Origin of the sequence: Kosakonia pseudosacchari, from assembly GCF_015167415.1 — a bacterium.
Lineage (GTDB): Bacteria > Pseudomonadota > Gammaproteobacteria > Enterobacterales > Enterobacteriaceae > Kosakonia > Kosakonia pseudosacchari.
Genome location: NZ_CP063425.1, coordinates 3,826,547 through 3,852,261, shown reverse-complemented (window position 1 = coordinate 3,852,261; position 25,715 = coordinate 3,826,547). Strand labels below are relative to the sequence as shown.

The following is a 25,715-nucleotide window of genomic DNA, read 5'->3' as shown; positions in this document are numbered from 1 at the left end:
GCTGAAGGTGTGTAAAAAGTAATAAAAATAAAAAGTTAACAAATCCGTGGTAAGGGCTCGGCATGGGGCAAATCCAGCAGGCGCTTCACTCCATAAAGGCCTGTCAGACGAACGCCTTTGCGGTCGACCACTTCGCCAATTATGGCGGCGTCGCGCCCTAACGGGTGAGCGCGTAATTGTGCCAGCGCCTGCTCTGCGGCTTCGCGCTGAACGGCAATCACCAGTTTGCCTTCGTTGGCAAAATTCAGTGCATCCAGCCCCAGCAGTTCGCAAACCCCGCGTACCGCCGGTTTTACCGGTAAATCTCGTTCATTTAACTCAATGCCGTAACCGCAGGCGGCAGCAAACTCATGTACCACCGCGTTAACGCCGCCGCGCGTGGCGTCGCGCAGGGCTTTTACGCCGGGAAGCTCGCGCAGTTGGCTAATCAACGGCGTCAGCACCGCGCAATCGCTGGTCAGCTCGCCATCCAGCCCTAAGCCTTCACGCAGGTTAAGGATGGTTGCGCCGTGATCGCCCAGGGTGCCGCTTGCCAGCAGCACATCGCCGGGTTGCAGCGATGCTGCTGCCCAGTGAATAGAGGCCGGGATCGCGCCAATGCCGGCGGTATTGATAAACACCTTATCGGCTGCGCCGCGCTGCACCACTTTGGTATCGCCGGTGACAATCGCGATACCGGCGCTGCGGGCGGTATCGGCCATGCTCTCGACAAGCGTTTTCAGGGTGGCTATTGGCAATCCCTCTTCAAGGATAAAGCCGCAGGAGAGAAAGCGTGGTGTTGCGCCGCTCACGGCAATGTCGTTTGCCGTGCCGCATACCGCCAGCTTGCCGATATTGCCGCCGGGAAAGAATAGCGGATCGATAACGTAGCTGTCGGTGGAAAACGCCAGCCGATCGCCACCTGCCGTAAGCTCGGCCAGATGGATACGCGCCTGATCTTCCTGTTCTGCAAGCCAGGGGTTGGCGAACGCGTCCATAAAAAGCTGGCTGATAAGCTGTTGCATAGCCTGGCCGCCGCTGCCGTGCGCCATCTGTACTTCATTCATGCTTCACACTCCTGAGCACGGTATTGATACCAGGCCGCGCAGGCACCTTCTGATGACACCATCAGTGCGCCGAACGCGCTTTGCGGGTTACAGGTGTTACCGAACAGCGGGCACTGGTGCGGTTTACAGCGGCCAGTCAGCACGTCACCGCAGCGGGCGCGCGGATCGTCATACACTTGCTGTTCGACCGGGTGAAAATGGGCTTCGGCGTCAAAGCGCTGATACGCGTCAGTCAGATGCACACCGGATTCGCCAATCATGCCCAGGCCACGCCACTCGCTGTTGCCGCGTACGGTAAACACCTCGGCGATAGCGGCCTGGGCCAGCCGGTTGCCTTCGTCCGGCACCACACGGCGATACTGGTTTTCCACCTTGCTATGGGCGGCGATTTTCTGCTCAACCAGCATCACTACGCCCTGCAATAGATCGAGCGGTTCAAACCCGGCGACCACCAGCGGGCGCTGATAAGTATCGGCGATGAAAGTATAGGCGTCGGTGCCGATCACCATGCTGACATGGCCCGGTGCGAGAAACGCGTCGATGCCGTTGTCCGGCTGCTCCAGCAGGCTACGCAGCGTGGGAATCAACGTGATGTGCTGGCAGAAAAACCAGAAGTTATCCAGGTTACGGGCTTTTGCCTGCTGCAACGTAATGGCGGTGGCGGGCATGGTGGTTTCGAACCCCAGACCGAAGAACACCACTTTGCGCTGCGGATTTTTTTCCGCCAGCGCCAGCGCATCCATTGGCGAATAGACAATCCGCACATCCGCGCCGCGCGCTTTCGCTTGCAACAGCGAGCCGTTTTTCCCCGGCACGCGAATGGCGTCGCCAAAGGTGCAGAAAATCACCTCCGGGTGCTGGGCTATCTCCACGCAGGTATCAATTCGCCCCATCGGTAATACGCAGACCGGGCAACCGGGGCCATGAATAAACTCAATATTTTCCGGCAGTAACTGGTCGAGGCCAAACTTGAAAATAGCGTGCGTGTGTCCGCCGCACACCTCCATAATGCGCAACGGGCGCGCGGCGGTGTAAGAGAGGTGTGCAGCCCGTTCACGCAGGTGATCAATCAGTTGCATCACCTGTTCCGGGGCGCGGTATTCGTCGACAAAACGCATTATTTCTCCTCGCCGTAAAGCAGCGCGCCGACATCGGGTTCGACATCGAACATGTTTTGCAGCGCCGCCAGCGTATCCAGCGCCTCTTCTTCGTTAATCACGCTCATGGCGAAGCCGACATGCACCAGCACCCACTGGCCGAGGCGCGACTGTCCGTTTTCGTCCGTGCTGCCGACCAGCGTTAAATCGACATCGCGCTGAATGCCGCTGACATCCACTTTGGCTTGCAGGCCATCAATGGCGCAAATTTGCCCCGGTACGCCTATACACATCGTTGCGTCTCCAGCCAGTCAAGCCAGGCATCCATCCCGTCGCCTTTGGTGGCGGAAATCAACATGATTTCAATGGTCGGGTTCACTTCACGGGCATAGGCGATGCACTGCTCGACGTTAAAGTCGAGGTAGGGCAGCAAATCCACTTTATTGAGCAGCATTAGCGAGGCGGCGGCGAACATATGCGGATATTTCAGCGGCTTGTCTTCACCTTCTGTTACCGACAGCACCGCCACTTTATGACGCTCGCCAAGGTCGAAACCCGCCGGACACACCAGATTGCCAACGTTTTCGATAAACAGGATGCCGCGATTTTCCAGCGCCAGGCGCGGTGCGGCGTCGGCAATCATCTGCGCATCAAGATGGCAGCCTTTACCGGTGTTGACCTGAATCGCCGGGGTGCCGGTGGCGCGAATGCGCGCGGCATCGTTAACCGTTTGCTGATCGCCTTCGATCACCGCGCAAGGAACGCGCGTTTTCAGGCGTTTGAGGGTCTCGGTAAGCAGGGTGGTTTTGCCGGAACCGGGGCTGGAAACCAGGTTCAGCACCAGGTGTTGCGAAGCGGCGAAGCGGGCGCGGTTACGGGCGGCGATTTGGTTATTTTTCTCCAGTACGTCGATCTCCACTTCCACCATCCGGCGCTGGCTCATGCCGGGAGCGTGGGTACCGGCTTCACCGTGACCATAATGCAGGTCGCCGTGTGCCAGTTGCGTAGGACGAAAATCGTCGGTTTTGATACCGGTGATTTTCAGCGCCGGGCGGGCTGCAGGGGAGAACGGCGCACCGCGAAACGCCGAGTGCGGATTATGTTCATCCCCCTCAATATAAAGGTTACCGTCCTGACAACCACATGTTGTACACATTGTTTACTCCTCAATTTCCAGTCGCTGAATTTGCATGCCGTCATCGGCGACAATCTGCAACTGGTCGCTGTGGCACTGCGGGCAGCGGCGCACTCGCTGGGTAAGTAACGTCACATACTGTTGGCAGGACTCGCACCAGCATTCCGCCTGTTGTTGTTCGATGTGCAGTGTACAACCTTCCGCCAGGCTGCCACGGCAAACCAGATCAAAACAAAACGTTAAAGCTTCCGTTTCTACACAAGAAAATGCGCCGACTTTCAGCCACACGCCGGTGACCCGACGCGCGCCGTTTGCTGACGCCTGTTGTTCAATAATTTCCAGCGCACGCTGGCAGAGGGTGATTTCGTGCATAACGCCTCCTGATGACTTTGCGCCCTTAATGCAATAAGAGTGCCATTACGCATTTTGACACGGTGACGATGTCGACAATGTCGAGATGACACGTCGAAAGGGGGAGTGTTTGGTTTTTATATTTTTAAAAATCAATAAGTTAAAATTTGGCATGGATGATGCTTTACCGCCGTTGTTTTTCATTAACCGGGTAAGCAGACATGACCATTTGGGAAATTAGCGAAAAGGCAGATTACATTGCCGGGCGGCATCACCGCCTGCAGGAAGAGTGGCGTAGCTACTGTAACGCGTTAGTTCAGGGCGTTACGCTCTCCAAAGCGCGGTTGCATCACGCCATCGGCTGCGCGCCGGAACAGCAACTCTGCTTTGTGCTGTTTGAACACTTCACCGTTTATATCACCCTGACCGGCGGCTTTAACGGTCACACCATTGAATATGCGATTGCCAATAAAGAGAGCGATGAGCGGCGCGTGATTGCCACAGCGCAGCTCTCCAGCGATGGCAAGGTCGATGGCGCGTTCAGCGTGCGCGATCGCGAAAAAGTGCTGGAGCATTATCTCGGCAAAATCGCCGCCGTTTACGACAACCTGTATGCCGCAATGGAAGCGGATACGCCGGTCAATCTCACCACGCTTGCCAGCCACGCACACGCGCCTGCGCTGGCCTGAGTTTGGGTGTCGACATGTGTCGAAGTGACACATCGCGCGACACGTTTCGTCATAAATGACCGCCCGTAACCAGGGTGAATCACCTGAGGATTTGCTGGTGAACCGTTTTGTAATTGCCGATTCGGCGTTATGTATTGGGTGCCATACCTGCGAGGCTGCCTGCGCCGAAACGCACCGTGCGCATGGCCTGCAGGCGATGCCTCGGCTGCGCGTGATGCGTAGCGAAAAAGAGTCCGCGCCGCAACAGTGCCACCACTGTGAAGACGCCCCCTGTGCGGGCGTTTGTCCGGTGAATGCGATCAACCGCGTTGATGGCGCGGTGCAGTTAAATGAAAGCTTGTGCGTCAGCTGCAAGCTGTGCGCGATTGCGTGTCCTTTCGGCGCGATTGAGTTTTCCGGTAGCCGCCCGCTGGATATTCCCGCCAATGTTAACTCGCCCAAAGCGCCCGCCGCGCCGCCTGCACCCGCGCGAGTCAGCACGTTGCTGGACTGGGTGCCCGGTGTGCGGGCCATTGCGGTGAAGTGCGATCTCTGCCACTTCGATGCAGAAGGCCCAGCCTGTGTGCGGATGTGCCCGACCAAGGCACTGCATCTGGTTAATAACCGGGATATCGCCAGAGCCAGCCGTCGCAAACGCGAGCAAACCCTCAACACAGATTACGGCGATTTATCGCTGTATACGCAGCTAAACCGGAGCGCGAAATGACTATCCTCTCTTTGTTAAGCGCTGCTGTCGCGGTGCTTACTTGCGCCGCCATGTTGGCCTATCTGTTTATGCCGTTCAAAGCGTTAAGCGGTCTGTTTGCCGGGCTTGGCGGCGCTATCGGCTGCGCAATGGCAGCGGCCTGTGGCGTGATGGCGTTAACAGACACCGTTACGGTGAGCGGCATGATACCGCTGATTCAGTATCACATTCTGGTCACACCGCTCAGCGCCGTATGGCTGATAACGCTCGGCGTTTGCGGCGGTTTCGTTAGCCTGTTCTCCATTTACTGGCATCGTCATGAAGCAGTGAAAGCCAACGGTTTGCTGATGAACTTGCTGCTGGCTGCGGCGCTGTGCGCGGTGAGCGCGGCAAACGTCGGCGCACTGGTGATCATGGCGGAAATTATGGCGCTGAGCGCGGTATTCCTGACCGGCTGTAGCAAATCCGGCAAGCTGTGGTTTGTCATGGGTCGCTTCGGTACGGTACTGCTGGCGGTGGCCTGCTGGCTGCTGTGGCAGCGTTATCAGACGCTGGATTTTGCACTGCTCGCCACCCACGCGCTCGATAGCGACATCTGGCTGCTCGGGGTGATCGGTTTTGGCCTGCTGGCCGGGATTATTCCGCTGCATGCCTGGGTGCCGCAGGCGCATGCCACTGCGCCCGCACCAGCGGCGGCGCTGTTTTCCACGGTGGTGATGAAAGTCGGCTTGTTCGGCATTTTGAGCCTTTCACTGCTCGGCGGCCAACCGCCGCTGTGGTGGGGCGTTGCGCTGCTGGTATTCGGCATCATGACTGCCTTTGTTGGCGGGCTGTATGCCTTGATGGAGCACAATATCCAGCGCCTGCTGGCATACCACACGCTGGAGAACATCGGCATTATTCTGCTCGGCCTGGGCGCTGGCGTTACCGGCCTTGCGCTGCAGCAACCTGTTCTTCTGGCGCTGGGGCTGACCGGCGGCCTGTATCACCTTTTCAACCACAGCCTGTTTAAAAGCACGCTGTTTCTCGGCGCGGGGACGCTGTGGTTTGGCACCGGTCATCGCGATATCGAAAAACTGGGCGGCATCGGTAAAAAGATGCCGGTTATCTCGCTGGCAATGCTGGTCGGGCTGATGGCGATGGCGGCGCTGCCGCCGCTCAACGGTTTTGCCGGTGAGTGGGTGATTTATCAATCCTTCTTTAGTTTAAGCGCCAGTGGTCATTTCTTGCTGCAATTGCTGGGGCCGCTGCTGGCGGTTGGCCTGGCAATTACCGGCGCGCTGGCGGTGATGTGCATGGCGAAAGTCTATGGCGTCACTTTTCTTGGCGCGCCGCGTAGCACTCAGGCGGAAAACCCACGTTCCATTCCCTGGTTAATGACTGGCGTGGTCGCCGCGCTGGCCATTTGTTGCGTTATTGGCGGTGTTGCCGCGCCGTGGCTGATGCCGCGCCTGTTTGCCGCCGTACCGTTGCCGCTGCAAACGGCAAACACCGTGGTGTCGCAACCGATGATTGCGCTGTTACTGATTGCCACACCGTTGCTGCCGTTGCTGCTGATGATGTTGTTTAAAGGCGATCGCCTGCCTGCCCGCCGTCGCGGTAGCGCCTGGGTGTGCGGTTACGATCACGAAAGATCAATGGTGATTACCGCGCATGGTTTCGCCATGCCGGTGAAAGCGGCCTTTGCCCCGGTGCTGAAGCTGCGCAAATGGCTGGAGCCCCGGCTTCCTGTCCCCGGCTGGCACGGTGATAGCGCGCCGGTGCTGTTTCGCCGGCTGGCGCTGATTGAGCTGGCGGTGCTGGTGGTAGTGGTGATTTCACGAGGAGCCTGATGATGAGTTTTCTGTTTGCTTTACTCCAGGCGCTGGTGTTGTTTGCCGCAGCGCCGCTGCTTTCCGGCATCAGCCGCGTGGCGCGTGCGCGTTTACACAACCGGCGTGGGCCGTGCGTGCTGCAGGAATACCGCGATCTGCTGAAACTGCTGGGACGGCAAAGTATTGCTCCGGCGGCGTCGGGCTGGGTATTTCGCCTGACACCGTTTGTGATGGTGGGCGTCATGTTGACCGTCGCGACCGCGTTACCGGTGGTGACGATTGCCTCGCCGCTGCCGGAACTGGGCGATCTGATCACGCTGATTTACCTGTTCGCCATTGCCCGCTTTTTCTTTGCCATCGCCGGGCTTGATACCGGCAGCCCGTTTACCGGGCTAGGCGCGAGCCGTGAAGCGATGCTCGGTGTGCTGGTCGAGCCGATTTTGCTGCTTGGCCTGTGGGTGGCGGCGCTGGTCGCCGGTTCCACGCACATTAGCCATATCACCAATGCCGTTTATCACTGGCCGCTATCGCGCAGCATTCCTCTGTTGCTGGCGCTGTGCGCCTGCGCGTTCGCCACCTTTATCGAGATGGGCAAACTGCCGTTTGATCTCGCGGAAGCGGAGCAGGAGTTGCAGGAAGGGCCGCTGTCTGAGTACAGCGGCAGCGGTTTTGCCGTGCTGAAGTGGGGCATCAGCTTAAAACAGCTAGTGGTGCTGCAACTGTTTGTTGGCGTGTTTCTGCCCTGGGGGCAGATGACCACCTTTAGCGCCGCCGGTTTGCTGCTGGCACTGGCGATCGCCGTGGTGAAACTGGTCGCTGGCGTGCTGATTATTGCCCTGTTTGAGAACAGCATGGCGCGTTTGCGTTTTGTTGCTACTTCGCGCGTGACGTGGGCCGGTTTCGGCGTCGCCTTTTTAGCCTTCGTCTCCTTGCTGGCGACGTATTAAGAGAGTTTGAGCATGTCTGAAGAAAAAATCGGTCAACACTATCTTGCCGCCCTGCACGAGAAATTTCCCGGCGTGGTGCTGGATGAAGCGTGGCAGACCAAAGACCAGATTACCGTCACCATCAAAGTGAACTATCTGCCGGAAGTCGTCGAGTACCTGTACTACCAACAGGGCGGCTGGCTTTCCGTGCTGTTTGGCAACGACGAACGCAAACTGAACGGTCATTTTGCCGTTTATTACGTGCTGTCGATGGAGCAGGGCGTCAAATGCTGGATTACCGTGCGTGTGGAAGTGGATGCGCTGAAACCAGAATACCCGTCAGTAACACCGCGCGTACCGGCGGCGGTGTGGGGCGAGCGCGAAGTGCGCGATATGTACGGTCTGATCCCGGTAGGCCTGCCGGATGAGCGCCGCCTGGTGCTGCCGGATGACTGGCCGGATGAACTCTACCCGCTGCGTAAAGACAGCATGGATTATCGCCAGCGTCCGGCGCCGACCACCGATGCGGAAACCTACGAGTTTATTAACGAGCTGGGCGATAAGAAAAACAATGTGGTGCCGATTGGCCCGCTGCATGTGACCTCGGACGAACCGGGCCATTTCCGCCTGTTTGTTGATGGCGAGAATATTGTCGATGCCGACTACCGCATGTTTTACGTCCATCGCGGCATGGAGAAGCTGGCGGAAACCCGCATGGGTTACAACGAAGTCACGTTCCTTTCCGATCGCGTCTGCGGTATCTGCGGTTTTGCCCACAGCACGGCCTATACCACGTCGGTTGAAAACGCGATGGGCATCGTGGTGCCGGAACGCGCGCAGATGATCCGCGCCATTTTGCTCGAAGTGGAACGCCTGCACTCGCACTTGCTCAACCTGGGGCTGGCCTGCCACTTTGTTGGTTTTGACTCCGGGTTTATGCAGTTTTTCCGCGTGCGCGAAGCCTCCATGAAAATGGCGGAAATCCTCACCGGGGCGCGTAAAACCTACGGTCTGAACCTGATTGGCGGTATCCGCCGCGACATGTTGAAAGACGACATGATCCAGACGCGCCAGTTAGCACAGCAGATGCGCCGCGATGTCACCGAGCTGGTGGAGGTGCTGATGAGCACGCCGAACATTGAGCAGCGCACCGTGGGTATTGGTCGCCTCGATCCGCAAATCGCTCGCGATTTCAGTAATGTCGGCCCGATGGTGCGCGCCAGCGGTCACGCCCGTGATACCCGCGCCGATCACCCGTTTGTCGGTTACGGTCTGCTGCCGATGACCGTGCATTCCGAACAGGGCTGCGATGTGATTTCACGCCTGAAAGTGCGCATCAACGAAGTGCTGAGCGCACTCAATATGATCGATTACGGTCTGGATAACTTGCCTGGCGGCCCGCTGATGGTGGAAGGCTTTACCTATATTCCGCACCGTTTCGCGCTCGGTTTCTCTGAAGCGCCGCGCGGGGACGATATTCACTGGAGCATGACTGGCGATAACCAGAAACTCTATCGCTGGCGCTGCCGCGCGGCGACATACGCCAACTGGCCGACGTTGCGCTATATGCTGCGCGGTAACACGGTTTCCGACGCACCGCTGATCATTGGCAGCCTCGACCCTTGCTACTCCTGCACCGACCGCATGACGGTGGTGGATGTGCGCAAGAAGAAAAGTAAGGTCGTGGCTTACAAAGAGCTGGAGCGTTACGGGGTTGAGCGTAAGAACTCGCCGTTGAAATCGTGAGGGGAGAACGGTAGCGATGTTTACCTTTATCAAAAAAGTGATCAAAACCGGCACGGCAACCAGCGATTACCCGTTGTCGCCGATGCCGGTCGACAAAAACTTTCGCGGCAAGCCGCAGCACAACCCGCAGCAGTGCATTGGCTGTGCCGCCTGCGTCAACGTCTGCCCGTCGAATGCGCTGTCGGTAGAAACCGATCTCGCCACCGGCGAGCTGGCATGGCAATTCAATCTGGGGCGCTGCATCTTCTGCGCCCGTTGCGAAGAAGTGTGCCCGACGGCCGCTATCACGCTTTCGCAGGAGTATGAACTGGCGGTGTGGAACAAAGCCGATTTCCTGCAACAGTCGCGCTTTGAACTGTGCCAGTGCCGCGAATGCGCCCGGCCATTCGCGGTGCAAAAAGAGATCGACTACGCCATCGCGCTGCTGGCGCATAACGGCGATAGCCGGGCAGAGCTGCACCGTGAAAGTTTTGAAACCTGCCCGGAGTGTAAGCGCCAGAAGTGCCTGGTGCCGTCCGATCGTATTGAATTGACCCGCCATATGAGAGAGGCCAGCTAATGAGCCAGCTGTTAGGTCCGCGCGATGCGGACGGTATTCCGGTACCGATGACGGTGGAGGAGTCCATCGCCAGCATGAAAGCCTCGCTGCTGAATAAGATCAAACGCTCCGCCTATGTCTACCGCGTGGACTGCGGCGGTTGCAACGGCTGCGAAATTGAAATTTTCGCCACGCTTTCGCCGCTGTTTGACGCTGAACGCTTTGGTATCAAAGTGGTTCCGTCACCGCGCCATGCCGATATTCTGCTGTTTACCGGGGCGGTAACCCGCGCGATGCGATCGCCTGCGCTGCGTGCCTGGCAATCTGCGCCGGATCCCAAAATCTGTATCTCCTACGGCGCGTGCGGCAACAGCGGTGGTATCTTCCACGACCTGTACTGCGTGTGGGGCGGCACCGATAAAATTGTGCCGGTGGATGTTTATATTCCCGGCTGCCCGCCAACGCCCGCTGCCACGTTGTATGGTTTCGCCATGGCGCTGGGCTTGCTGGAGCAGAAAATCCATGCTCGTCTGCCGGGTGAGCAGGACGACCAGCCAGCCGAGATTTTGCACCCGACAATGGTGCAGCCGCTGCGCGTGAAAGTCGATCGCACCGCCCGTCGGCTGGCGGGGTATCGCTACGGCCGTCAGATTGCCGATGACTATCTGCGTTTGCGAAGCATCGGCGAACATGAAGTGGTGAACTGGCTGGCGCAGGAAAACGATCCGCGCCTGACCGAGATTGTCAGCCATCTGAACCAGGTGGTGCAGGAGGCGAAAATCTGATGGGCGAATCGGTGGTCTTTAGCCAGTTGCGGCGTAAATTTATCGACGAGAACGACGCTACGCCCGCACAGGCGCAGCAAGTGGTTTATTACAGCCTGGCTATCGGCCACCATTTGGGGGTGATCGACTGCCTGGAAACGGCGCTCTCCTGCCCGTGGGAGGAGTACCTGGCGTGGATCGCCACGCTGGAGGCGGGCAGCGAGGCGCGGCGCAAAATGGAAGGCGTGCCGCGCTATGGCGAAATTGTTATCGACAGCACGCACGTGATGCTGCTGGCAAACGCGTTTGATCGGGCGCAGGCTCGGCAAAATGCGCAGCAGCTCGCCTGGAGCAAAGCGCTGCTGTCGATGCTGCATGATATCCATCAGGAAAGCGCCATCTATTTAATGGTGAGGAGATTACGTGACTGACGTATTGCTGTGTGTCGGCAACAGTATGATGGGTGACGATGGCGCAGGCCCGTTGCTGGCGCAAATGTGCGCCGAAAACCCGCAAGGTAACTGGCAGGTGATTGACGGTGGCAGCGCGCCAGAAAACGATGTGGTCGCGATTCGCGAACTGAAACCCTCACGGCTGCTGATTGTCGATGCGACCGATATGGGGCTCAACCCTGGCGATATCCGTGTGGTGGACCCGGATGACATTGCCGAAATGTTCCTGATGACCACCCACAATATGCCGCTTAACTACCTGATTGATCAGTTGAAAGAAGATATCGGCGAGGTGATTTTTCTTGGCATTCAGCCGGATATTGTCGGGTTTTACTACCCGATGACGCCGCCGGTAAAAGCTGCGGTGGAATGTATCTACCAGCGGCTGGCGGGCTGGGAAGGTAACGGCGGTTTCGACAATCTGTAAACGGTGCGCCGGTTGCCCGGCGCAGTCATTTAACAACTAACGACGACGTTTTTCCGCGTACATCACTTTGTCGCAATCTTCCAGCATGTCGCGCAGCGTGGCGTATCGACTGCCGCCATTTTCAATAATGCCGTGCGAATAGTTGATGTGGTAATTCTTACCGGACAGATGGTCGATGGCATCCATCCGCGATTGCAGATCGAATAAAAACGCATCCACGTCATTTGCGGCGAGATTGCCCAGCAGTACGGCAAATTCCCCGCCGCCCAGACGCGCGGCGATATCCTGCTCTTTCAGGCATTTCGTCAGGTTACTGGCGAAGATTTTTACCACCTCATCGCCCTCTTTGCTGCCCAGCAACTCATTGATGGCTTTCAGATTATCAATACTGAAATAGAGCAGGCTGAAGGGTTTTTTATGCTCTTTTAGCCACGCGAAACGCTTCTCGCCGGTGCGGTAAAAACCGCGATTGTTTGGCATCCCGGTCAGGCTGTCGGTCATCGCCATACTGAGGATCAAAAATTCATCTTCCACGATGGCGGCGAAGTCGAGCAGGGTGTTGATTTCCGCGCTGGAGAACGGGCGCGGATAGGTGTCAATAATACAAATCGTCCCGGCAATAGCCCCGTCCGGCAGACGCACCGGGCAGCCTGCGTAAAAGCGCACCCAGGGCTCACCAACGACAAACGGGTTATCGGCAAAACGCGGATCGGCGAGGGTATCTTTCACAATGAAAGTCCCCTCTTCGAGGATGGCGTGTGCGCAAAAGGAGAGATTACGCGGTGTTTCGTGGGTGTCGACACCGCTGCGCGACAGCAACCACTGGCGATCGCGATCGAGCAGGCTGATGACCGCGATCGGTACGTCAAAGGTGGTCTTCGCCGTACGGGTTAACCGGTCAAAGCGCTCATCGTCCTTTTTATCAAGCAAATCCATCATGTATAGCGACTTCAGCCGCTCGATTTCATTGACTGGCATGGCCGGAAAGATCATAGCTCACCCTCGCTCTGTTCTGTTTCCTAAAGTGTAGACAGAACTTCTGATCATCGCGTTATATATCCGTAACTTGCCTGCCCGCGCACAAAATCGATAAACGCCTGTAAAGGCGCAGGAATTAGCCGCCGGGAGTTGTAATAAAGATACGGGCCGTTAAACGACAGCCACCAGGGTTCCAGCACCGGGATCAGTTCACCGCGCTCAATCGGCGCGCACAGCCACTCTTCAAACAGATAGATAACGCCACTACCGGCAATGGCTGCCTGCACGCCCAGATCCATCGCCGCGCCGACGCTAACCACTAAGGCGCCATTGACCTGTACGCGCAACGTTTCACCATCGCGCTCGAACTCCCACTCCGGCATTACGCCGCTGGCGTAGCGCCCGCGAATGCAGTTGTGAGTAATCAGATCGCGTGGATGCTGCGGTATGCCATGTTGCTGCAGGTAATGGGGGGAGGCGGCGGCGACAAAACGCTGGCGACGTGGGCCGATGGGCAGCGCGACCATATCCTGCTCCAGACATTCGTCATAGCGGATGCCCGCGTCACAACTGTCGCGAAAGACATCCTGCACGTTACTTTCGGCAACGATTTCCAGTTGAATGTCCGGATATTGCGCCAGAAAGGCGGGAACAATGGCGGGCAGCACCAGCCGGGCGGCGCTGACCGGCACGTTGAGGCGCAGCGTACCGCTGGGGGTTGAGCGGTAACGGTTAATGGCGTCTAGCGCCGCGTCCACTTCGCTCATCGCCGGTTGCAGTCGCTCCATCAGCGCTTTACCCGCATCGGTTAGCGCCACGGTGCGGGTAGTGCGGTTAAACAGGCGCACGCCGAGCTGCTGTTCAGCGCGGCGCACCGCATCACTCAGGCGGGAAGGGTTGGTGCCGGTCACGCGCGCGGCTTCGCGAAAGCCTCCGGCGTTGGCGACCGCCACAATGGCGTTCAGCAGGGCGAAGTCCAGCTTCATTGTTCGGTTAACCGTACAGTGTGTATGAATTTCAACGGATTGTTGCACAGCAACGATGCTCCTACAATCTGTTTACTTAATGCACAGGAGGTACTCCATGTCTCAATCCTCACTTACCTTTCGTCTGGGCGATCGCCAGGTTGGTCGCCTGGGTTATGGTGCAATGCAACTGGCTGGCCCTGGCGTATTTGGGCCACCTGCTGATGAAGCGAAAGCGCTGCAGGTGCTACGCGATGTGATTGCCGCAGGCGTGAACCATATCGACACCAGCGATTTTTACGGCCCACATGTCACCAATAAATTGATTAAGCAGGCACTGCACCCGTACCCGGATGATCTGTGCATTGTCACCAAAGTTGGCGCGCGCCGTGATGACAAAGCCAACTGGCTGCCCGCATTCAGCGCTGAAGCGTTAACGCAAGCCGTTGAAGATAACCTGCGAAATCTCGGCCTCGACGTGATGGAAGTGGTGAACCTGCGCGCAATGTTCGGCGTGCATGAGCCGGAAGAGGGGCCGCTTGAAGCGCCGCTGGAGGCTTTGATTAAGCTGAAAGAGCGCGGGCTGATTCGCCATATTGGTCTGAGCAACGTGACGGCGAAACAGGTAGCCGACGCGCAAAAAATGACGCCGATTGTCTGTGTGCAGAACCTCTATAACGTGGCGAATCGCCATGATGACGCGCTGATTGATTCACTGAACGCGCAAGGGATCGCCTATGTGCCGTTCTTCCCGCTCGGCGGTTTTACGCCGTTGCAGTCAGGCGAGTTGAATGAGGTGGCGCAGGCGCTTGGCGCGACGCCGATGCAGGTGGCACTGGCCTGGCTGTTGCAGCGCTCGCCGAATATTCTGCTGATCCCGGGCACCTCTTCGCCGCAGCATTTGCAGGAAAACCTCGCCAGCGCGCAACTTACCTTGCCGCCGGATGCGCTGGCGAAACTCGACGCTATCGCGCAGGCGTAATCAGAAACTGCCCGGTTTACCGGGCAGTTTTATGCGCAATCACCGACTCACGGCACACCAGTTCGCCCCGATGGGCGCAAATAGTTGCAGCCTCTGGCAGCAGAACTCTCTCGATGGCGTTACGGATCATCTCCTCCATCGGAACATGGATTGTGGTCAGCGACGGGTTGTAATACTTGCCGATAACCGAATCATCAAACCCGGCCAGCGACACATCCTGCGGCAGCCGCAACCCCGCTTCATAACAGGCTTTCGCCACGCCAATCGCCATATCATCATTCCCGGCCAGCACGCAGGTAAACGGCACGTTGCGCGCCAGCAGTTCTCGCCCCGCCTCATAACCGCTATCGGTGCTCCAGCTACCGCGCACCAGCAGTTGCGGGTCGGGTTCAATTCCGGCGTTGCGTAGGGCTTTACGATATCCGGCTAAACGGCGCTCGCCAGTGGGCGAGGCGTCAGAACCGGCAACAAACGCAATGCGCGTATGTCCCTGCGAGAGCAGGTAGTCCATCATCGTTTCACAGCTTTGCTGGTGATCGACAAACACGCACTGGCTGCGGTGGCGGGTAAGTTCCCGGTTGATCACCACGATCGGCGTCGGGTTGCGTTCGATGATCTCATCGAGTTCATCGACCGACAGGTATTTGGGGTAGATCATGATTGCTTCGCAGCGCAGCGACAGCAGCAGATCGATGGCGTCGCGCTCTTCCTGCGCGCTGTGTTTACCGTCTGCCAGCACCAGTTGGCGACTGTGCAGCTCGCTGTTGGTCGCCGCGTGGTAAATCATGCTGGAGAAAAACGGGCCGTTATACAGCCCGTTGGTAATGACCAGCCCGACAGAGTTGGTTTTATTGTTGGCAAGATTGCGCGCCAGCTGATTAGGGCGATAACCCGTTTCGGCAATCGCCTGCATAATACGGGCTTTCACTTCCTCGCGGACGAAAACTTTGCCGTTTAGCGCGCGCGATACTGTCGCTTTGGAGACGCCGGCAAGCCTGGCGACATCCAGTATCGTTACCATCGTTCAACCTCACTGTTGTTATTATTGCGGCGGTTAGTTTCAGGCCAGCGACATCAGCGGAACGCCCGCGCTGACAGCGCCCTGCGACTGATGGCGAGTGAGCGTAAACGCCTCGCTATTGACCACCAGCACGGGGGTGGTCAAGTCGTAACCTGCCTGCTCAATACGTTCTTTATCAAAGGTCAGTAGCGGTGTGCCGGCGCTAACCCGGTCGCCCTCTTTGACCAGCGGCGTAAAAAATTGCCCCTGCAGATTAACGGTGTTAAGCCCAACGTGAATCAGCAATTCCGCGCCATTATCACATATCAGGCCAATGGCGTGATGAGAGTCGATCAATGTTGCGACCTGTGCATCACAAGGGGCGACAACTTTACCTTCATGCGGGATGATGGCGATGCCATCGCCCAGCACTTTTCCGGCAAAGGCTTCATCCGCCACGCTTTCCAGCGCAATCACTTCACCTTTAATGGGGCTGAGCATTTGCAGGGAACCGACGGTCAGCGGCGCGTTTTTCTCATCAGAAACCACGGTGTTAACCGGATCGTCAAAACCGACAAACTGCACCATCACGATGGTCAGCACAATTGCGGTGCCCGCGCCCACCAGTTCGCCAATAAACGACATTGGCGCATCCGGGCTAATCGCGTTGACCAGCGTGAACAGGCCCGGCAATGCGGCATAAGCATAGTAGAGGCTGCCAAACAGGCTGGCGACCACAGCGCCAATCGCGCCGCCAATACAGCCGCAGATAAACGGTTTTTTAAAGCGCAACGTCACGCCATAAATCGCCGGTTCGGTAATGCCGAAAATCGCCGTCACGCCCGCTGACAGCGAAGTTGCCTTCAGTTGCTTGTTACGGCTTTTGATAAACACGCCAAACACTGCCGCCATCTGGCCAATCACCGCAATGGTTTGATACGCCTGGAAAGAGTCATAGCCCTGAGTATCGAAGTTGGCCATGATCACCGGCGTAATGCCCCAGTGCACACCAAAGATCACAATCACCTGCCAGACGCCGCCGATAATCGCCGCCGCCAGCGCCGGTGCGGCGTGGAACAGCGTGTTATAACCGTGCGCGACACCCAGCGCAGCCCAACTGGTGATCGGGCCAATCACAATCAGCGTCAGCGGTACAATCACCACAAAACAGAGTAGCGGCGTAAACAGCGGGCTTACCACTTCAGGCAGCCATTTTTCTACCCGGCGCTCAAACCACGACAGCGCCCAGACGAGGAACAACGGCGGCAGAACCGACGAGGTGTAAACCGTTTCCGCCAGCGGGAAAAAGAGGAATTTCACTTCACTGCCGCTGGCGATTTTCCCGGCCATCGCCGTCCACTCCGGGTTGATTAACGCGCAGCAACAGAGCACGGCAATAAAAGGGTTACATTTAAAATGGCGCGCGGCGGTAATCGCGATAAATACCGGCAGGAAAGCAAACGGCGTCCATGACATAAAGTTCAGCACGGCAAACGTGCCGGAAGATTTGATCTCTGCATCGGCAAGACCCAGCAGGATCAGCACACCCTGTAAGATCCCGGCGGCGGCAAGAATGTAGACAATTGGCGCGAATACCGCCGACATGGTGGCGATCACCGCATCCAGCCAGCGTGTTTTCGGCGGTGCCGTGTTGCCATCTTTCTCTTTCACCATACCGCTCAGAGCGTTAAACACATCGGCGACGTGGGTGCCAATCACCACCTGAAATTGTCCACCGCTTTCCACCACCGCTATCACGCCCGGCAGGCTTTGGATGTTGGCTTTCGCCGTGTCAGGCGTTTGATTCAATACCAGGCGCAGACGCGTGGCGCAGCGGGAGAAATTACTGATGTTCTCTTCACCGCCGACCTCGCGGAGGATATCACTCGCTAACTTGTTGTAATCCCTGATAACGGCCATGTTTATTTACCTTTTATTATCGGAAACTGAGTCGGTGTAACTGTGTGAAACCGGTTTCATGCTAACCTGGTAAACTTCACCTGCAACCGGTTTCATGGAGATCTGCGAGCCAAATCACTTCCCGATTTGTATTAGGGATAGGCAATCGACAGGCATATTTCGTTGGGGGACGAAGCGTGGACCCGGCGTCTGCGCAACACTGGCGGCTCATTATTCATGAGGAGCCACTTTATGATCGCCGTACTTTTTGAAGCCGATATCGCCGCAGGCAAACAGGCGCGTTACCTGCAATTAGCCGCAGAACTCAAGCCCGTACTGGCTGACATTGACGGGTTTATCGCTATCGAGCGTTTTCAGAGCTTAAGCCGCGAAGGAAAGATTTTGTCACTGTCATGGTGGCGCGATGAAGCCGCAGTGCACGCCTGGAAAAGCAATGTGCTGCACCAGGCGGCTCAGCGTGAAGGGCGGGACACCGTTTTTTCCTCCTACCGCATCCGTGTTGCCACGGTTTTTCGCGATTACGCATCAACCCCGGAGAAGCCATAATATGTACGATATTCACGTTATCCTGAATAATGCGCCGGGCGCGCTGGCACTGCTTGGCGAAACGCTCGGGAAAAATGGCGTCGGGCTGGAAGGCGGAGGGGTCTTTACCGCAGGCGATCACTGCCATGCGCACTTTCTTGTGGCCGATGGCGAGCGTGCCCGTGAAGCGTTAACCGAGGCCGGTTTCCCGGTGCATGCGGTGACGTCGCCGGTTATTCGCAAACTCAAGCAGGAACGACCTGGCGAGTTAGGCGCAATTGCCCGCACGATCGCGCAACATAATATCAATATCCTTGTGCAATACAGCGACCATGACAACCGGTTGATCCTGATCACCGATAACGATCCGCTGGCGCGGGAAGTAACACAACGATGGGACGTACAACCGTTATGACCAGCTATGAACGACGCGAAACGCGGGAGGAGCCGCATCTGCTGGAGGAGACGCTCTCCGGCCTTGCCAGCGCGATGGCGGAGCCTTCCCGGGCGAAAATGCTCTGCGCGTTGATGGACGGGCGGGCGTGGACTGCAACCGAGTTGAGCGCGGTGGTGGATATTGCCGCGTCAACGGCTAGCGCGCACCTGGCAAAACTGCTCGCCAGCGGGCTGCTGGTCTGCGTTTCGCAGGGGCGGCACCGCTACTACCGGCTGGCAGGTAGCGATGTCGCCGCGCTGCTGGAAACGATGATGAGCGTATCCATGCGCGGTGCGCAGGTTCCTGTCACCCGCACGCCTCAGGCGCTGCGTCAGGCGCGTACTTGTTATGACCATCTTGCCGGTGAAATCGCCGTTGGCGTGTATGCGTTTATGCAGCGCGAAGGCTGGATCGCTGACGATGGCAGCGCGGTAACGGATTTAGGTAAACGTAGCCTTGAGAAGATTGGCGTTACCCTCGATCCGCGCACCCGGCGTAAACCCTGTAGCGCCTGTCTGGACTGGAGCGAGCGGCGTTTTCACCTCGGCGGCGATGCAGGCGCGGCGCTGCTGATTGCTTTTGAACAGCAGGGTTGGCTGACGCGCACGCCAGGCTATCGCGAAATCACCCTGACCGACGCGGGGAAGTCTGCGATTTTTAGGGTGTTTGGTGTGAGATTTAAGGGACAGGAAGGTAAATAGTGAATTTTGCGAAGAAGGAAGAGAAAACAATGTCTTCTGCCAACTACTCTCCAGCAAGAATTGTGCTTTTTTAACGGTGTTCATGTCCTGTGTAATTAGGTAGGTTCAAGCCAGAATGGCCTAAGCTACTAAGCGTTAAGCCGATATTTTGTCGCGTTTTTTTGACTCCTGTCCGGCTCTGTACCAGGATAAAGTCGCAAAAAGTGCGTCATTGTGCTTGATAAGGACATAACTTATGACAACTAAAAGTTTTTACTTTTCGCAAGTCGCTGACTTAAGGATCGAAGGCGTCGGGATCCATGCCAGTTATTCGGTTAATTTAATTATCAGCGATGAAAATACATCTGAGGGCAAAAAAATTACTGTTTCTGCTACCGGGAAAAGTAACGCGGCGAAAGCCGCAGGCTCTGGCAATCTTTTATTCTGGTGCAAAGTAAAAAATATGCTGGATGGGAAAACGTATATTCTGGAAAGGAAAAAAGGCGAACATTGGGCCGTAGGCATTGATGACATAGTCATCGGAAATACGTCATTTTTTATTTCCCCCGCAGCAAGCAGAAATGCCGCTTTAGAAATTGAAGCTGGCTACTTCTATGATTCTGGGTATACCGGAACTGTCCCGCCCATTCCAGCCAGCTTCAAACGAGTCATCAACTTAACGCCTTTCCAGGGATAGCATCATGAATGTTAAAAAAACGCTTTTTATCGCTCTTTTTTTTATTTTTAGCGTCAGCGTCGTCGCTGTGAGTCGCTATAAAGATGAGCCCACCCAGCAGGCGTCCGACCTGGTAAAACAATATACGTTGGCTGATGACGCGGCAAAACCTGCCGTATTACAGGACTTCGACAAACTGGCGCGCGAAAATCCTGACAATGCCAATGTCATCAGGAGTTACACCAGCCTGCTCTCCTCCCGAGGCGAATATGCCAAAGCTCTTGCTTATCTGGAGCCTGTGAACAGAGCTAACACCGAGCCCTCTCTGCTGCTGCAAGAGTGTATGCTCAAAGAACGGATCGGCAAAAAAGATAAAGCCTGCTATCAACGCGTAATTGCTGATTCTGAAAGTAAGCACCTTGAAAATATGGATTACCTGATGGCGCTCTATTTTGCCGATGACCAAAAATTCCCGGCTCAGAAGCAGCGTCTCGAGCAGAAAAACCCCTCGCTGAGTCGTGATTTCGCGCTATTTGATCAGGACAAGCAGACACTTTTGATGTCCCTCTATCCGTAACAACCTATGTATGCCGGATGGCGTTTTGCGCCTTATCCGGCCTTCACGCCGCAGCATTGATTTTATGAGGAAAAATGCGTTCCATTTCAGTGGCTTTAGTTTGGGTTCTTTTTACCGCGATGATGGGCGCTGTTTTGGTAACGATGATTTTCTCAGCCGAAAAATCAACAAAGACCCGCTGCAGACTGAAACGTAGATCGTCACTTTTTTCTTCAGAACACCGAACGATTCAGGCAAGGTCGATATTGTGATGACCCGCTCCTTCACGGCAAACGGCCAAACCTACAGCAATAAGAATCAAACGCTGACTATCAATACTCTGGACCTCGATAGCTCCCCCCCTGGAAACGCGGTTCCAGCGATCTCTTACCGCAACGATCCGAGCGCAGCAAAATCGCGTATTACCCCCAACGCCTGAGGCAATGATCTTTGCTCTGCGCCGGGTAAATTAATTGCCAGCCATAAAGCGGTTTCTGCCTGAGATAAAAAAATGGTCGTCCGATTTTCGGTTGTGAGTCGTAGACGGCAAACGCCACACTGACTCCACTTACCCTTCTGGAGACGACTATGGATTTCACCGCTTTTCACCAGCAAACCACACCATTCCTGCTTGCCAATGTCTGGGACGCGGCCAGCGCGCAGGCGGCAGAGCAGGCCGGGTATCAGGCGATGGGCACCTCCAGCGCCGCCATTGCCGCGATGCTCGGTTATGACGACGGCGAACAGATGCCGTTTGCTGAACTGCTGTTTATGGTGAAGCGCATTCGCGCCGCCTGCGATCTGCCACTCAGCGTGGATATGGAAGCCGGTTACGGCGAAACCGCGCAAGCCATTGCCGATAACCTGCAACAATTAATAAAGCTCGGTGTGGTAGGCATCAATCTGGAAGATAGCCGTGTGGTTAATGGCGAACGGCAACTGGTTGAGGCCACGCCATTCGCCCGGCAGTTACGGGAAATTCGCGCGCAATTGCCGGGTACGTTGTTTTTGAATATCCGTACCGACACTTTCTTGCTGAACGGAAAAAATGCGCTGGCAGAGACGCTGTATCGCGGGCAGTTATATGCTCAGCACGGCGCTGACGGTCTGTTTGTGCCTGGCGTGTTGCAAAACGCGGATATTACAGCACTCGCGCAACAGATCCCTTTGCCGCTCAATGTGATGTGCGTTCCGGGGCTGGCAGGGTTCGCCGAACTGGCCACGCTCGGCGTGCGCCGCATTTCGATGGGCAATTTTGTTCATGCCGCGTTACAAACGCAGCTGAAAAACATACTGTTGAGCGTGCAGACACAGCAATCCTTTGAGGGTGTTTTCCACCATGCAAATCACGGATAAAGCGCAGTGCGATATCTGGTATCAGGCGCTGCTCGATCGCGCTTCTGAATATACCGGTCTCTTTTTTGTCGGTGTCAAAACCACCGGGGTTTTTTGTATTTCCGTCTGTCGCGCGCGTAAACCAAAGCGGGAAAATGTGGTGTTTTTCCGCGAGATGAAATCAGCGCTCGATGCCGGTTTCCGCCCGTGCAAAGTGTGTCGGCCAACGGAAAATGCCTGCTCGGCACCCGGCTTTATCGAGCAGGCGGTAGCGTTGGTTCGCGCCCATCCTAAAATGCGTATCAGCGACACGCTGCTGCGCGAACAGGGCATCAGCCCGGAGCGCGTGCGCCGCTGGTTTTTACAGCAACATGGCATCACGTTTCAGGCTTTTCAGCGCATGTCGCGGGTAAATGTCGCGCTTCAGGAGTTGAAAGGCGGGCGCAGCGCCACCGAAGTTGCCTTTGACAGCGGTTATGAATCGCTCAGCGGTTTTGGTTATACCTGTAAAAAACTCACTGGCGCGCCACCGAGCGTCGGGCAGCAGGTGATCATGATCCACCGTTTCACCACACCGATTGGCCCGATGTTTGTCTGCGCCACGGAACAGGGCGTTTGTCTGCTGGAGTTCGTGGATCGGCGCAAGCTGGAGACCGAATTCAGCGACCTACAACGCTTGTTGAAAGCGCGCATTATCGCCGGGGAAAACCGGCATACCCGGCAGGCGGAAAAAGAGATCGGCGAGTATTTCGCGGGCGACAGGCAGCAGTTTTCGCTGACGCTGGATCTGCCCGGCAGCGCGTTTCGGCGCCGCGTGTGGCAAGGCTTACAAACAGTGCCGTACGGACAGACCACACATTATCAGGCGCTGGCGGAGTCACTTGCACAACCCACCGCCGTGCGTGCTGTTGCGGCGGCCAATGGCGCAAACCGGGTGGCGATTGTCATTCCTTGTCATCGCATCATCGGTAAAGACGGCGCGATGACCGGCTATGGCGGCGGTATCGCACGTAAAGCGTGGTTGATCGCGCATGAGAAAAACCACCTCAGGCAGTAGCCGTGTTTACCCTTTTGGCAGAAAAAGCTGCGGTTGCGGGCTGAGAACGCAAGCACGTTTGCCGCTCCTGCCGGTTCATGGGCGTGATGATGAGCCGTGATCGGTAATCGCCTGGGCTGCGCAAATCAGCGCCAGGTGGCTTAAACCCTGCGGCAGGTTGCCGCTCCACTTACCCGTGCGAACATCAAACATCTCATTAAACGTTTCGACATTGCCTTTATCGCAAAGGGCGTTGAGGATCGCGTCCATGGCCGCTTCGGCTTTGGTTGTCTCGCCCATTGCCGCCCAGGCTGCCGCCAGCCAGAACGAACAGGCGACAAAGGTGTTCTCTTCCTGTTCGACGTCGCTGTAGCGGTAGACCAGTGCGCCGCCGTGGCCCAGCTCCTCTTCAATGGCCCGGTAAGTGGCAAGCATGCGCTGAGGGTTAACGTGTTGACCATAGCGATAAACCAGCGCCAGCGAAGCATCAAGCCGATCTTCGCTATCGGGGTAAAAGAGGTAAGCCTGTTTGCTCTGTGACCAGCAATGGGTTTCGATCCAGTCGCGGATGCGATCCCGCTCGCGCTCCCAGCGCCCGACCCACGTTGGCTCGATATATTTCTCTTTCGCCATCAGTACGGCCATATCCAGCGCCAGCCAGCACGCCATTTTGGAGTGGGTATAATGTTGCAGCTCAGGCAGTTCCCAAATCCCGCAATCCTTTTGCCGCCAGTGATCGGCGCAGCAGTTTGCCAGCTCACCCAGCAGCCGCGACGTGGTGAGATCCAGCACATGGCCCGCTTTCACGAACAGTTCTGCCGTTGCCAGCATGTCGCCATACATGCTGAGCTGTAGCTGGTCGCGCGCGTTGTTCCCCACTCGCACCGGCTTTGAATTTTTGTAGCCCCGCAGTGCCGGGTACGTTTCACAGGGCACTTCATCCCCTTCGAGGGTGTAACAGGTCTGTAGCCTGACCCCGTGGCGAATAATGATTTTTGACAGCCACGAGAAAGCGGCTTTGCACTCTTCAAGCGCCCCCAAAAACGCAAACGCTTTAATAATCAGGCAGGCATCGCGGATCCAAGCATAGCGATAGTCGTAGTTTTTCTCGCCACCCATCCCTTCCGGAATAGAGGTTGTCGCCGCCGCCGCAAGCGCGCCGGTGGGGGAATACCAGAGGAATTTCAGCGCCAGAGCGGAACGCCCGACATGTTCTGCGTAACGCCCTGCATAGCTCAAACTTTTACTCCAGTCACACCAGGCGGTGTGGCTGGTTTCAATGCGCGCGTCGATAGCCTCAAGACTCGGAACTGCCAGCGGCTCTTTCTCGGTCACCAGCAGGGCGACTAACCGCCGTTGACCCGCCGAAACCGTAATGTGACCGTTAACCTGCTCATCGTCGGCGTCGGTGATGTTGACCTCTTCGCTGGTGCGCAGCATCGCCATTAAATCGGCTATATGATAGACGTTGCCGTGCGCGCTTTTATTCATCCACGGCGAACAGGTTTCTGCCCGCGTCCCGAAACGGACTTTCAGCGTTAATGTCACCTCGCCTTGCAGACCTTCAATCCGCCGCGCCAGCTCGCTCCACGGTAAGCGTCCGGCGAGCGTACTGTTAATGGATTCGGTGAGTAACACTTTGCCGCTGGCGGTGGTGAAGGTGGTTTCCAGCACATTGCTGTCCTGCCTGTAGCGTCGCGTCACGGTGTAAGGTTGCTGTGGCTCGAGCTGAAAAAAACCGCCGATCTCCGGATCGAGCAGGCGATCAAACAGCGGTGGGGAATCAAGGTTCGGCGCGCACCACCAGTCGATTGACCCGTCGGGAGCGATAAGGGCAACCGAGCGCCCTTCGCCAATCGCGGCGTAATCGCCGGGTTCGGCAAAGCCATCCTCCCGTACAGGAGAGTGAGAAATTGTGTTCTTCACGGTGTTGCGATCCTTACCAGCGATGGCCGCCAGACGGCGGCCATACAGAGTGGAAGCGGGAGTGAGTTACAGCGTGCCGGTACCGCCGTCAGAACACCACACCTGCCCGGAGGTGTAGCTACTTTCCGCCGAGGCCATGGTGACATACAGCGGAGCGATTTCCACGGGCTGACCAGGGCGACCCAGCGGTGCGCTGGCCCCGAACTGCTGCACTTTTTCCTGCGGCTGACCGCCGCTCGATTGCAGCGGTGTCCAGTAAGGGCCTGGCGCCACCGCATTGACGCGGATGCCTTTTTTACCCAGCTGCTGCGCCAGCGATTTGGTGAACGCCACAATCGCCGCTTTGGTCTGCGCATAATCCAGCAGAATCGGGCTTGGCTGGTAGGCCTGCACCGAAGAGGTGTTAATAATGCTGGCACCGCGCGGCAGATGTTCCACTGCGGCTTTGGTTATCCAGAACATCGCATAGACGTTGGTTTTAAAGGTGGCGTCAAAATCCTCGGTCGAAAGCGTCAGGATTGACTCGTTAAACTGCTGGCGGCCGGCGTTATTGACCAGAATATCCAGCCCGCCCAGTTTGGCGACCGCCTCTTTTACCAGCGTCTGGCAAAACGCTTCCGAGCGGATATCACCCGGAATGGCGATGGCTTTTCGCCCTTCGGCTTCAATCAGTTTGATCACTTCGGCGGCGTCGGATTCCTCTTCCGGCAGATAGTTAATCGCCACATCCGCGCCTTCGCGGGCATAGGCAATGGCAACTGCCCGGCCAATGCCGGAGTCGCCGCCGGTAATCAGCGCTTTGCGGCCCGTTAAACGCCCGGAACCCCGGTAGCTGGTTTCACCGTGATCCGGCACGGGTTTCATTTTGCTGGCAAGACCCGGAGCGGGCTGCGGTTGTTCGACAAACGGAGGAGTAGGATAGTGCGGTGCTAGCGTGGTTTTAGGGCTTTGCTCTGCCATGCTTTCTCCTTCAGACGTTGTTATACACGTCATTAAGCCTGGCATAGATGTGAGCGTTGTCACGCTATCA

28 protein-coding genes are annotated in these 25,715 nt (G+C 56.8%); 17 read left to right on the top strand and 11 right to left on the bottom strand.

The features are described from left to right. Nucleotides 1-35 precede the first annotated feature (35 nt). From hypE to hypA, 5 genes are read right to left on the bottom strand one after another with little or no spacing between them, the layout of a single operon-like run. Complete coding sequence (hypE, locus tag IP581_RS18210; RefSeq protein ID WP_086873665.1) at nt 36-1,046, bottom strand: hydrogenase expression/formation protein HypE; 1,011 nt, start codon at nt 1,044-1,046, stop codon at nt 36-38. Continuing rightward, nucleotides 1,043-2,164 (bottom strand): hydrogenase formation protein HypD, encoded by a 1,122-nt coding sequence (gene hypD / locus IP581_RS18205; RefSeq protein WP_086873666.1) that lies wholly within the window; start codon nt 2,162-2,164, stop codon nt 1,043-1,045. The genes hypE and hypD overlap by 4 nt, the downstream gene beginning before the upstream one ends. Further along, complete coding sequence (locus IP581_RS18200) at nt 2,164-2,436, bottom strand: HypC/HybG/HupF family hydrogenase formation chaperone (protein ID WP_017459266.1); 273 nt, start codon at nt 2,434-2,436, stop codon at nt 2,164-2,166. The genes hypD and IP581_RS18200 overlap by 1 nt, the downstream gene beginning before the upstream one ends. Next, entirely contained in the window at nt 2,427-3,299 is an 873-nt protein-coding gene (gene hypB / locus IP581_RS18195; RefSeq protein WP_193821057.1) for a hydrogenase nickel incorporation protein HypB, read from the bottom strand. The genes IP581_RS18200 and hypB overlap by 10 nt, the downstream gene beginning before the upstream one ends. A gap of 3 nt (nt 3,300-3,302) precedes the next feature. Further along, nucleotides 3,303-3,650 (bottom strand): hydrogenase maturation nickel metallochaperone HypA, encoded by a 348-nt coding sequence (gene hypA, locus IP581_RS18190; RefSeq protein ID WP_045511032.1) that lies wholly within the window; start codon nt 3,648-3,650, stop codon nt 3,303-3,305. 200 nt (nt 3,651-3,850) lie between these two features. Between hypA and hycA the strand changes: the two genes are divergently transcribed. The 9 genes from hycA (at nt 3,851) to hycI (ending at nt 11,670) form a co-directional block, all read left to right on the top strand. Continuing rightward, the gene (hycA, locus tag IP581_RS18185; protein ID WP_017459269.1) at nt 3,851-4,318 is read left to right on the top strand and encodes a formate hydrogenlyase regulator HycA; all 468 of its coding nucleotides are present in this window, start codon (nt 3,851-3,853) and stop codon (nt 4,316-4,318) included. Nucleotides 4,319-4,415: 97 nt separating this feature from the next. Next, on the top strand, nt 4,416-5,024 hold the full coding sequence (locus tag IP581_RS18180) for a 4Fe-4S dicluster domain-containing protein (RefSeq protein WP_086873867.1): 609 nt from the start codon (nt 4,416-4,418) through the stop codon (nt 5,022-5,024). Then, on the top strand, nt 5,021-6,835 hold the full coding sequence (hycC, locus tag IP581_RS18175) for a formate hydrogenlyase subunit 3 (RefSeq protein ID WP_193821056.1): 1,815 nt from the start codon (nt 5,021-5,023) through the stop codon (nt 6,833-6,835). The genes IP581_RS18180 and hycC overlap by 4 nt, the downstream gene beginning before the upstream one ends. Before the next feature lie 2 nt (nt 6,836-6,837). Beyond that, a complete protein-coding gene (locus tag IP581_RS18170) occupies nt 6,838-7,764 on the top strand; it encodes a respiratory chain complex I subunit 1 family protein (RefSeq protein WP_193822721.1) in 927 nt (308 codons plus the stop codon). Between the two features lie 12 nt (nt 7,765-7,776). Then, complete coding sequence (hycE, locus tag IP581_RS18165) at nt 7,777-9,489, top strand: formate hydrogenlyase subunit HycE (protein WP_086873670.1); 1,713 nt, start codon at nt 7,777-7,779, stop codon at nt 9,487-9,489. A 16-nt stretch (nt 9,490-9,505) separates the two neighbouring features. Continuing rightward, nucleotides 9,506-10,048: a formate hydrogenlyase complex iron-sulfur subunit gene (locus tag IP581_RS18160; RefSeq protein WP_193821055.1), complete on the top strand. Its 543-nt coding sequence runs from the start codon at nt 9,506-9,508 to the stop codon at nt 10,046-10,048. Then, nucleotides 10,048-10,812: an NADH-quinone oxidoreductase subunit B family protein gene (locus IP581_RS18155; protein ID WP_086873671.1), complete on the top strand. Its 765-nt coding sequence runs from the start codon at nt 10,048-10,050 to the stop codon at nt 10,810-10,812. Before IP581_RS18160 ends, IP581_RS18155 begins: the two co-directional genes overlap by 1 nt. Beyond that, nucleotides 10,812-11,222, top strand: a complete 411-nt coding sequence (locus IP581_RS18150; RefSeq protein ID WP_193821054.1) for a formate hydrogenlyase maturation HycH family protein — start codon at nt 10,812-10,814, stop codon at nt 11,220-11,222. The genes IP581_RS18155 and IP581_RS18150 overlap by 1 nt, the downstream gene beginning before the upstream one ends. Continuing rightward, nucleotides 11,215-11,670: a hydrogenase maturation peptidase HycI gene (gene hycI, locus IP581_RS18145; protein WP_017459277.1), complete on the top strand. Its 456-nt coding sequence runs from the start codon at nt 11,215-11,217 to the stop codon at nt 11,668-11,670. Before IP581_RS18150 ends, hycI begins: the two co-directional genes overlap by 8 nt. Before the next feature lie 36 nt (nt 11,671-11,706). Here hycI and IP581_RS18140 read toward each other — a convergent pair whose 3' ends face one another. Beyond that, a complete protein-coding gene (locus IP581_RS18140; protein WP_193821053.1) occupies nt 11,707-12,663 on the bottom strand; it encodes a sensor domain-containing diguanylate cyclase in 957 nt (318 codons plus the stop codon). A 50-nt stretch (nt 12,664-12,713) separates the two neighbouring features. Then, nucleotides 12,714-13,634, bottom strand: a complete 921-nt coding sequence (locus IP581_RS18135; RefSeq protein ID WP_086873673.1) for a LysR family transcriptional regulator — start codon at nt 13,632-13,634, stop codon at nt 12,714-12,716. A gap of 97 nt (nt 13,635-13,731) precedes the next feature. Here IP581_RS18135 and IP581_RS18130 point away from each other — a divergent pair, with 97 nt between their 5' ends. Further along, on the top strand, nt 13,732-14,595 hold the full coding sequence (locus tag IP581_RS18130; protein WP_193821052.1) for an aldo/keto reductase family oxidoreductase: 864 nt from the start codon (nt 13,732-13,734) through the stop codon (nt 14,593-14,595). Between the two features lie 16 nt (nt 14,596-14,611). Here the strand turns inward: IP581_RS18130 and IP581_RS18125 are convergent, their stop codons facing one another. Both IP581_RS18125 and IP581_RS18120 read right to left on the bottom strand, forming a co-directional pair. Further along, nucleotides 14,612-15,616, bottom strand: coding sequence for a LacI family DNA-binding transcriptional regulator (locus IP581_RS18125; protein WP_097401502.1), 1,005 nt, complete (start codon nt 15,614-15,616; stop codon nt 14,612-14,614). A 39-nt stretch (nt 15,617-15,655) separates the two neighbouring features. Next, on the bottom strand, nt 15,656-17,515 hold the full coding sequence (locus tag IP581_RS18120; protein WP_193821051.1) for a beta-glucoside-specific PTS transporter subunit IIABC: 1,860 nt from the start codon (nt 17,513-17,515) through the stop codon (nt 15,656-15,658). A gap of 231 nt (nt 17,516-17,746) precedes the next feature. Between IP581_RS18120 and IP581_RS18115 the strand changes: the two genes are divergently transcribed. From IP581_RS18115 to IP581_RS18085, 7 genes are all read left to right on the top strand, one after another. After that, a complete protein-coding gene (locus tag IP581_RS18115) occupies nt 17,747-18,061 on the top strand; it encodes an antibiotic biosynthesis monooxygenase family protein (RefSeq protein ID WP_097401500.1) in 315 nt (104 codons plus the stop codon). A 1-nt stretch (nt 18,062) separates the two neighbouring features. Further along, nucleotides 18,063-18,455 carry an amino acid-binding protein gene (locus IP581_RS18110; protein ID WP_193821050.1) on the top strand — a complete coding sequence of 131 codons (393 nt, stop codon included), beginning with the start codon at nt 18,063-18,065 and terminating at the stop codon, nt 18,453-18,455. Next, nucleotides 18,452-19,177: an ArsR/SmtB family transcription factor gene (locus IP581_RS18105; protein WP_193822720.1), complete on the top strand. Its 726-nt coding sequence runs from the start codon at nt 18,452-18,454 to the stop codon at nt 19,175-19,177. The genes IP581_RS18110 and IP581_RS18105 overlap by 4 nt, the downstream gene beginning before the upstream one ends. A 235-nt stretch (nt 19,178-19,412) precedes the next feature. Further along, entirely contained in the window at nt 19,413-19,853 is a 441-nt protein-coding gene (locus IP581_RS18100; RefSeq protein WP_097401497.1) for a hypothetical protein, read from the top strand. A gap of 4 nt (nt 19,854-19,857) precedes the next feature. Beyond that, nucleotides 19,858-20,409, top strand: a complete 552-nt coding sequence (locus tag IP581_RS18095; protein ID WP_193821049.1) for a hypothetical protein — start codon at nt 19,858-19,860, stop codon at nt 20,407-20,409. A 567-nt stretch (nt 20,410-20,976) separates the two neighbouring features. Continuing rightward, nucleotides 20,977-21,744: an isocitrate lyase/PEP mutase family protein gene (locus IP581_RS18090; RefSeq protein ID WP_193821048.1), complete on the top strand. Its 768-nt coding sequence runs from the start codon at nt 20,977-20,979 to the stop codon at nt 21,742-21,744. Then, complete coding sequence (locus IP581_RS18085) at nt 21,728-22,780, top strand: bifunctional transcriptional activator/DNA repair enzyme AdaA (protein ID WP_193821047.1); 1,053 nt, start codon at nt 21,728-21,730, stop codon at nt 22,778-22,780. Before IP581_RS18090 ends, IP581_RS18085 begins: the two co-directional genes overlap by 17 nt. A 75-nt stretch (nt 22,781-22,855) precedes the next feature. Here the strand turns inward: IP581_RS18085 and IP581_RS18080 are convergent, their stop codons facing one another. Further along, the gene (locus tag IP581_RS18080; protein ID WP_193821046.1) at nt 22,856-24,685 is read right to left on the bottom strand and encodes a glycoside hydrolase family 15 protein; all 1,830 of its coding nucleotides are present in this window, start codon (nt 24,683-24,685) and stop codon (nt 22,856-22,858) included. A gap of 66 nt (nt 24,686-24,751) precedes the next feature. Further along, the gene (locus IP581_RS18075) at nt 24,752-25,645 is read right to left on the bottom strand and encodes an SDR family oxidoreductase (protein WP_193821045.1); all 894 of its coding nucleotides are present in this window, start codon (nt 25,643-25,645) and stop codon (nt 24,752-24,754) included. Nucleotides 25,646-25,715: the final 70 nt, after the last annotated feature.

Bases quoted from the DNA above. Each gene is read 5' to 3' on its own strand.
- hypE (WP_086873665.1), bottom strand. From the start codon at position 1,046: ATGAATGAAGTACAGATGGCGCACGGCAGCGGCGGCCAGGCTATGCAA.
- hypD (WP_086873666.1), bottom strand. From the start codon at position 2,164: ATGCGTTTTGTCGACGAATACCGCGCCCCGGAACAGGTGATGCAACTG.
- IP581_RS18200 (WP_017459266.1), bottom strand. From the start codon at position 2,436: ATGTGTATAGGCGTACCGGGGCAAATTTGCGCCATTGATGGCCTGCAA.
- hypB (WP_193821057.1), bottom strand. From the start codon at position 3,299: ATGTGTACAACATGTGGTTGTCAGGACGGTAACCTTTATATTGAGGGG.
- hypA (WP_045511032.1), bottom strand. From the start codon at position 3,650: ATGCACGAAATCACCCTCTGCCAGCGTGCGCTGGAAATTATTGAACAA.
- hycA (WP_017459269.1), top strand. From the start codon at position 3,851: ATGACCATTTGGGAAATTAGCGAAAAGGCAGATTACATTGCCGGGCGG.
- hycC (WP_193821056.1), top strand. From the start codon at position 5,021: ATGACTATCCTCTCTTTGTTAAGCGCTGCTGTCGCGGTGCTTACTTGC.
- IP581_RS18170 (WP_193822721.1), top strand. From the start codon at position 6,838: ATGAGTTTTCTGTTTGCTTTACTCCAGGCGCTGGTGTTGTTTGCCGCA.
- hycE (WP_086873670.1), top strand. From the start codon at position 7,777: ATGTCTGAAGAAAAAATCGGTCAACACTATCTTGCCGCCCTGCACGAG.
- IP581_RS18160 (WP_193821055.1), top strand. From the start codon at position 9,506: ATGTTTACCTTTATCAAAAAAGTGATCAAAACCGGCACGGCAACCAGC.
- IP581_RS18155 (WP_086873671.1), top strand. From the start codon at position 10,048: ATGAGCCAGCTGTTAGGTCCGCGCGATGCGGACGGTATTCCGGTACCG.
- IP581_RS18150 (WP_193821054.1), top strand. From the start codon at position 10,812: ATGGGCGAATCGGTGGTCTTTAGCCAGTTGCGGCGTAAATTTATCGAC.
- IP581_RS18140 (WP_193821053.1), bottom strand. From the start codon at position 12,663: ATGATCTTTCCGGCCATGCCAGTCAATGAAATCGAGCGGCTGAAGTCG.
- IP581_RS18135 (WP_086873673.1), bottom strand. From the start codon at position 13,634: ATGAAGCTGGACTTCGCCCTGCTGAACGCCATTGTGGCGGTCGCCAAC.
- IP581_RS18130 (WP_193821052.1), top strand. From the start codon at position 13,732: ATGTCTCAATCCTCACTTACCTTTCGTCTGGGCGATCGCCAGGTTGGT.
- IP581_RS18125 (WP_097401502.1), bottom strand. From the start codon at position 15,616: ATGGTAACGATACTGGATGTCGCCAGGCTTGCCGGCGTCTCCAAAGCG.
- IP581_RS18120 (WP_193821051.1), bottom strand. From the start codon at position 17,515: ATGGCCGTTATCAGGGATTACAACAAGTTAGCGAGTGATATCCTCCGC.
- IP581_RS18115 (WP_097401500.1), top strand. From the start codon at position 17,747: ATGATCGCCGTACTTTTTGAAGCCGATATCGCCGCAGGCAAACAGGCG.
- IP581_RS18110 (WP_193821050.1), top strand. From the start codon at position 18,063: ATGTACGATATTCACGTTATCCTGAATAATGCGCCGGGCGCGCTGGCA.
- IP581_RS18105 (WP_193822720.1), top strand. From the start codon at position 18,452: ATGACCAGCTATGAACGACGCGAAACGCGGGAGGAGCCGCATCTGCTG.
- IP581_RS18100 (WP_097401497.1), top strand. From the start codon at position 19,413: ATGACAACTAAAAGTTTTTACTTTTCGCAAGTCGCTGACTTAAGGATC.
- IP581_RS18095 (WP_193821049.1), top strand. From the start codon at position 19,858: ATGAATGTTAAAAAAACGCTTTTTATCGCTCTTTTTTTTATTTTTAGC.
- IP581_RS18090 (WP_193821048.1), top strand. From the start codon at position 20,977: ATGGATTTCACCGCTTTTCACCAGCAAACCACACCATTCCTGCTTGCC.
- IP581_RS18085 (WP_193821047.1), top strand. From the start codon at position 21,728: ATGCAAATCACGGATAAAGCGCAGTGCGATATCTGGTATCAGGCGCTG.
- IP581_RS18075 (WP_193821045.1), bottom strand. From the start codon at position 25,645: ATGGCAGAGCAAAGCCCTAAAACCACGCTAGCACCGCACTATCCTACT.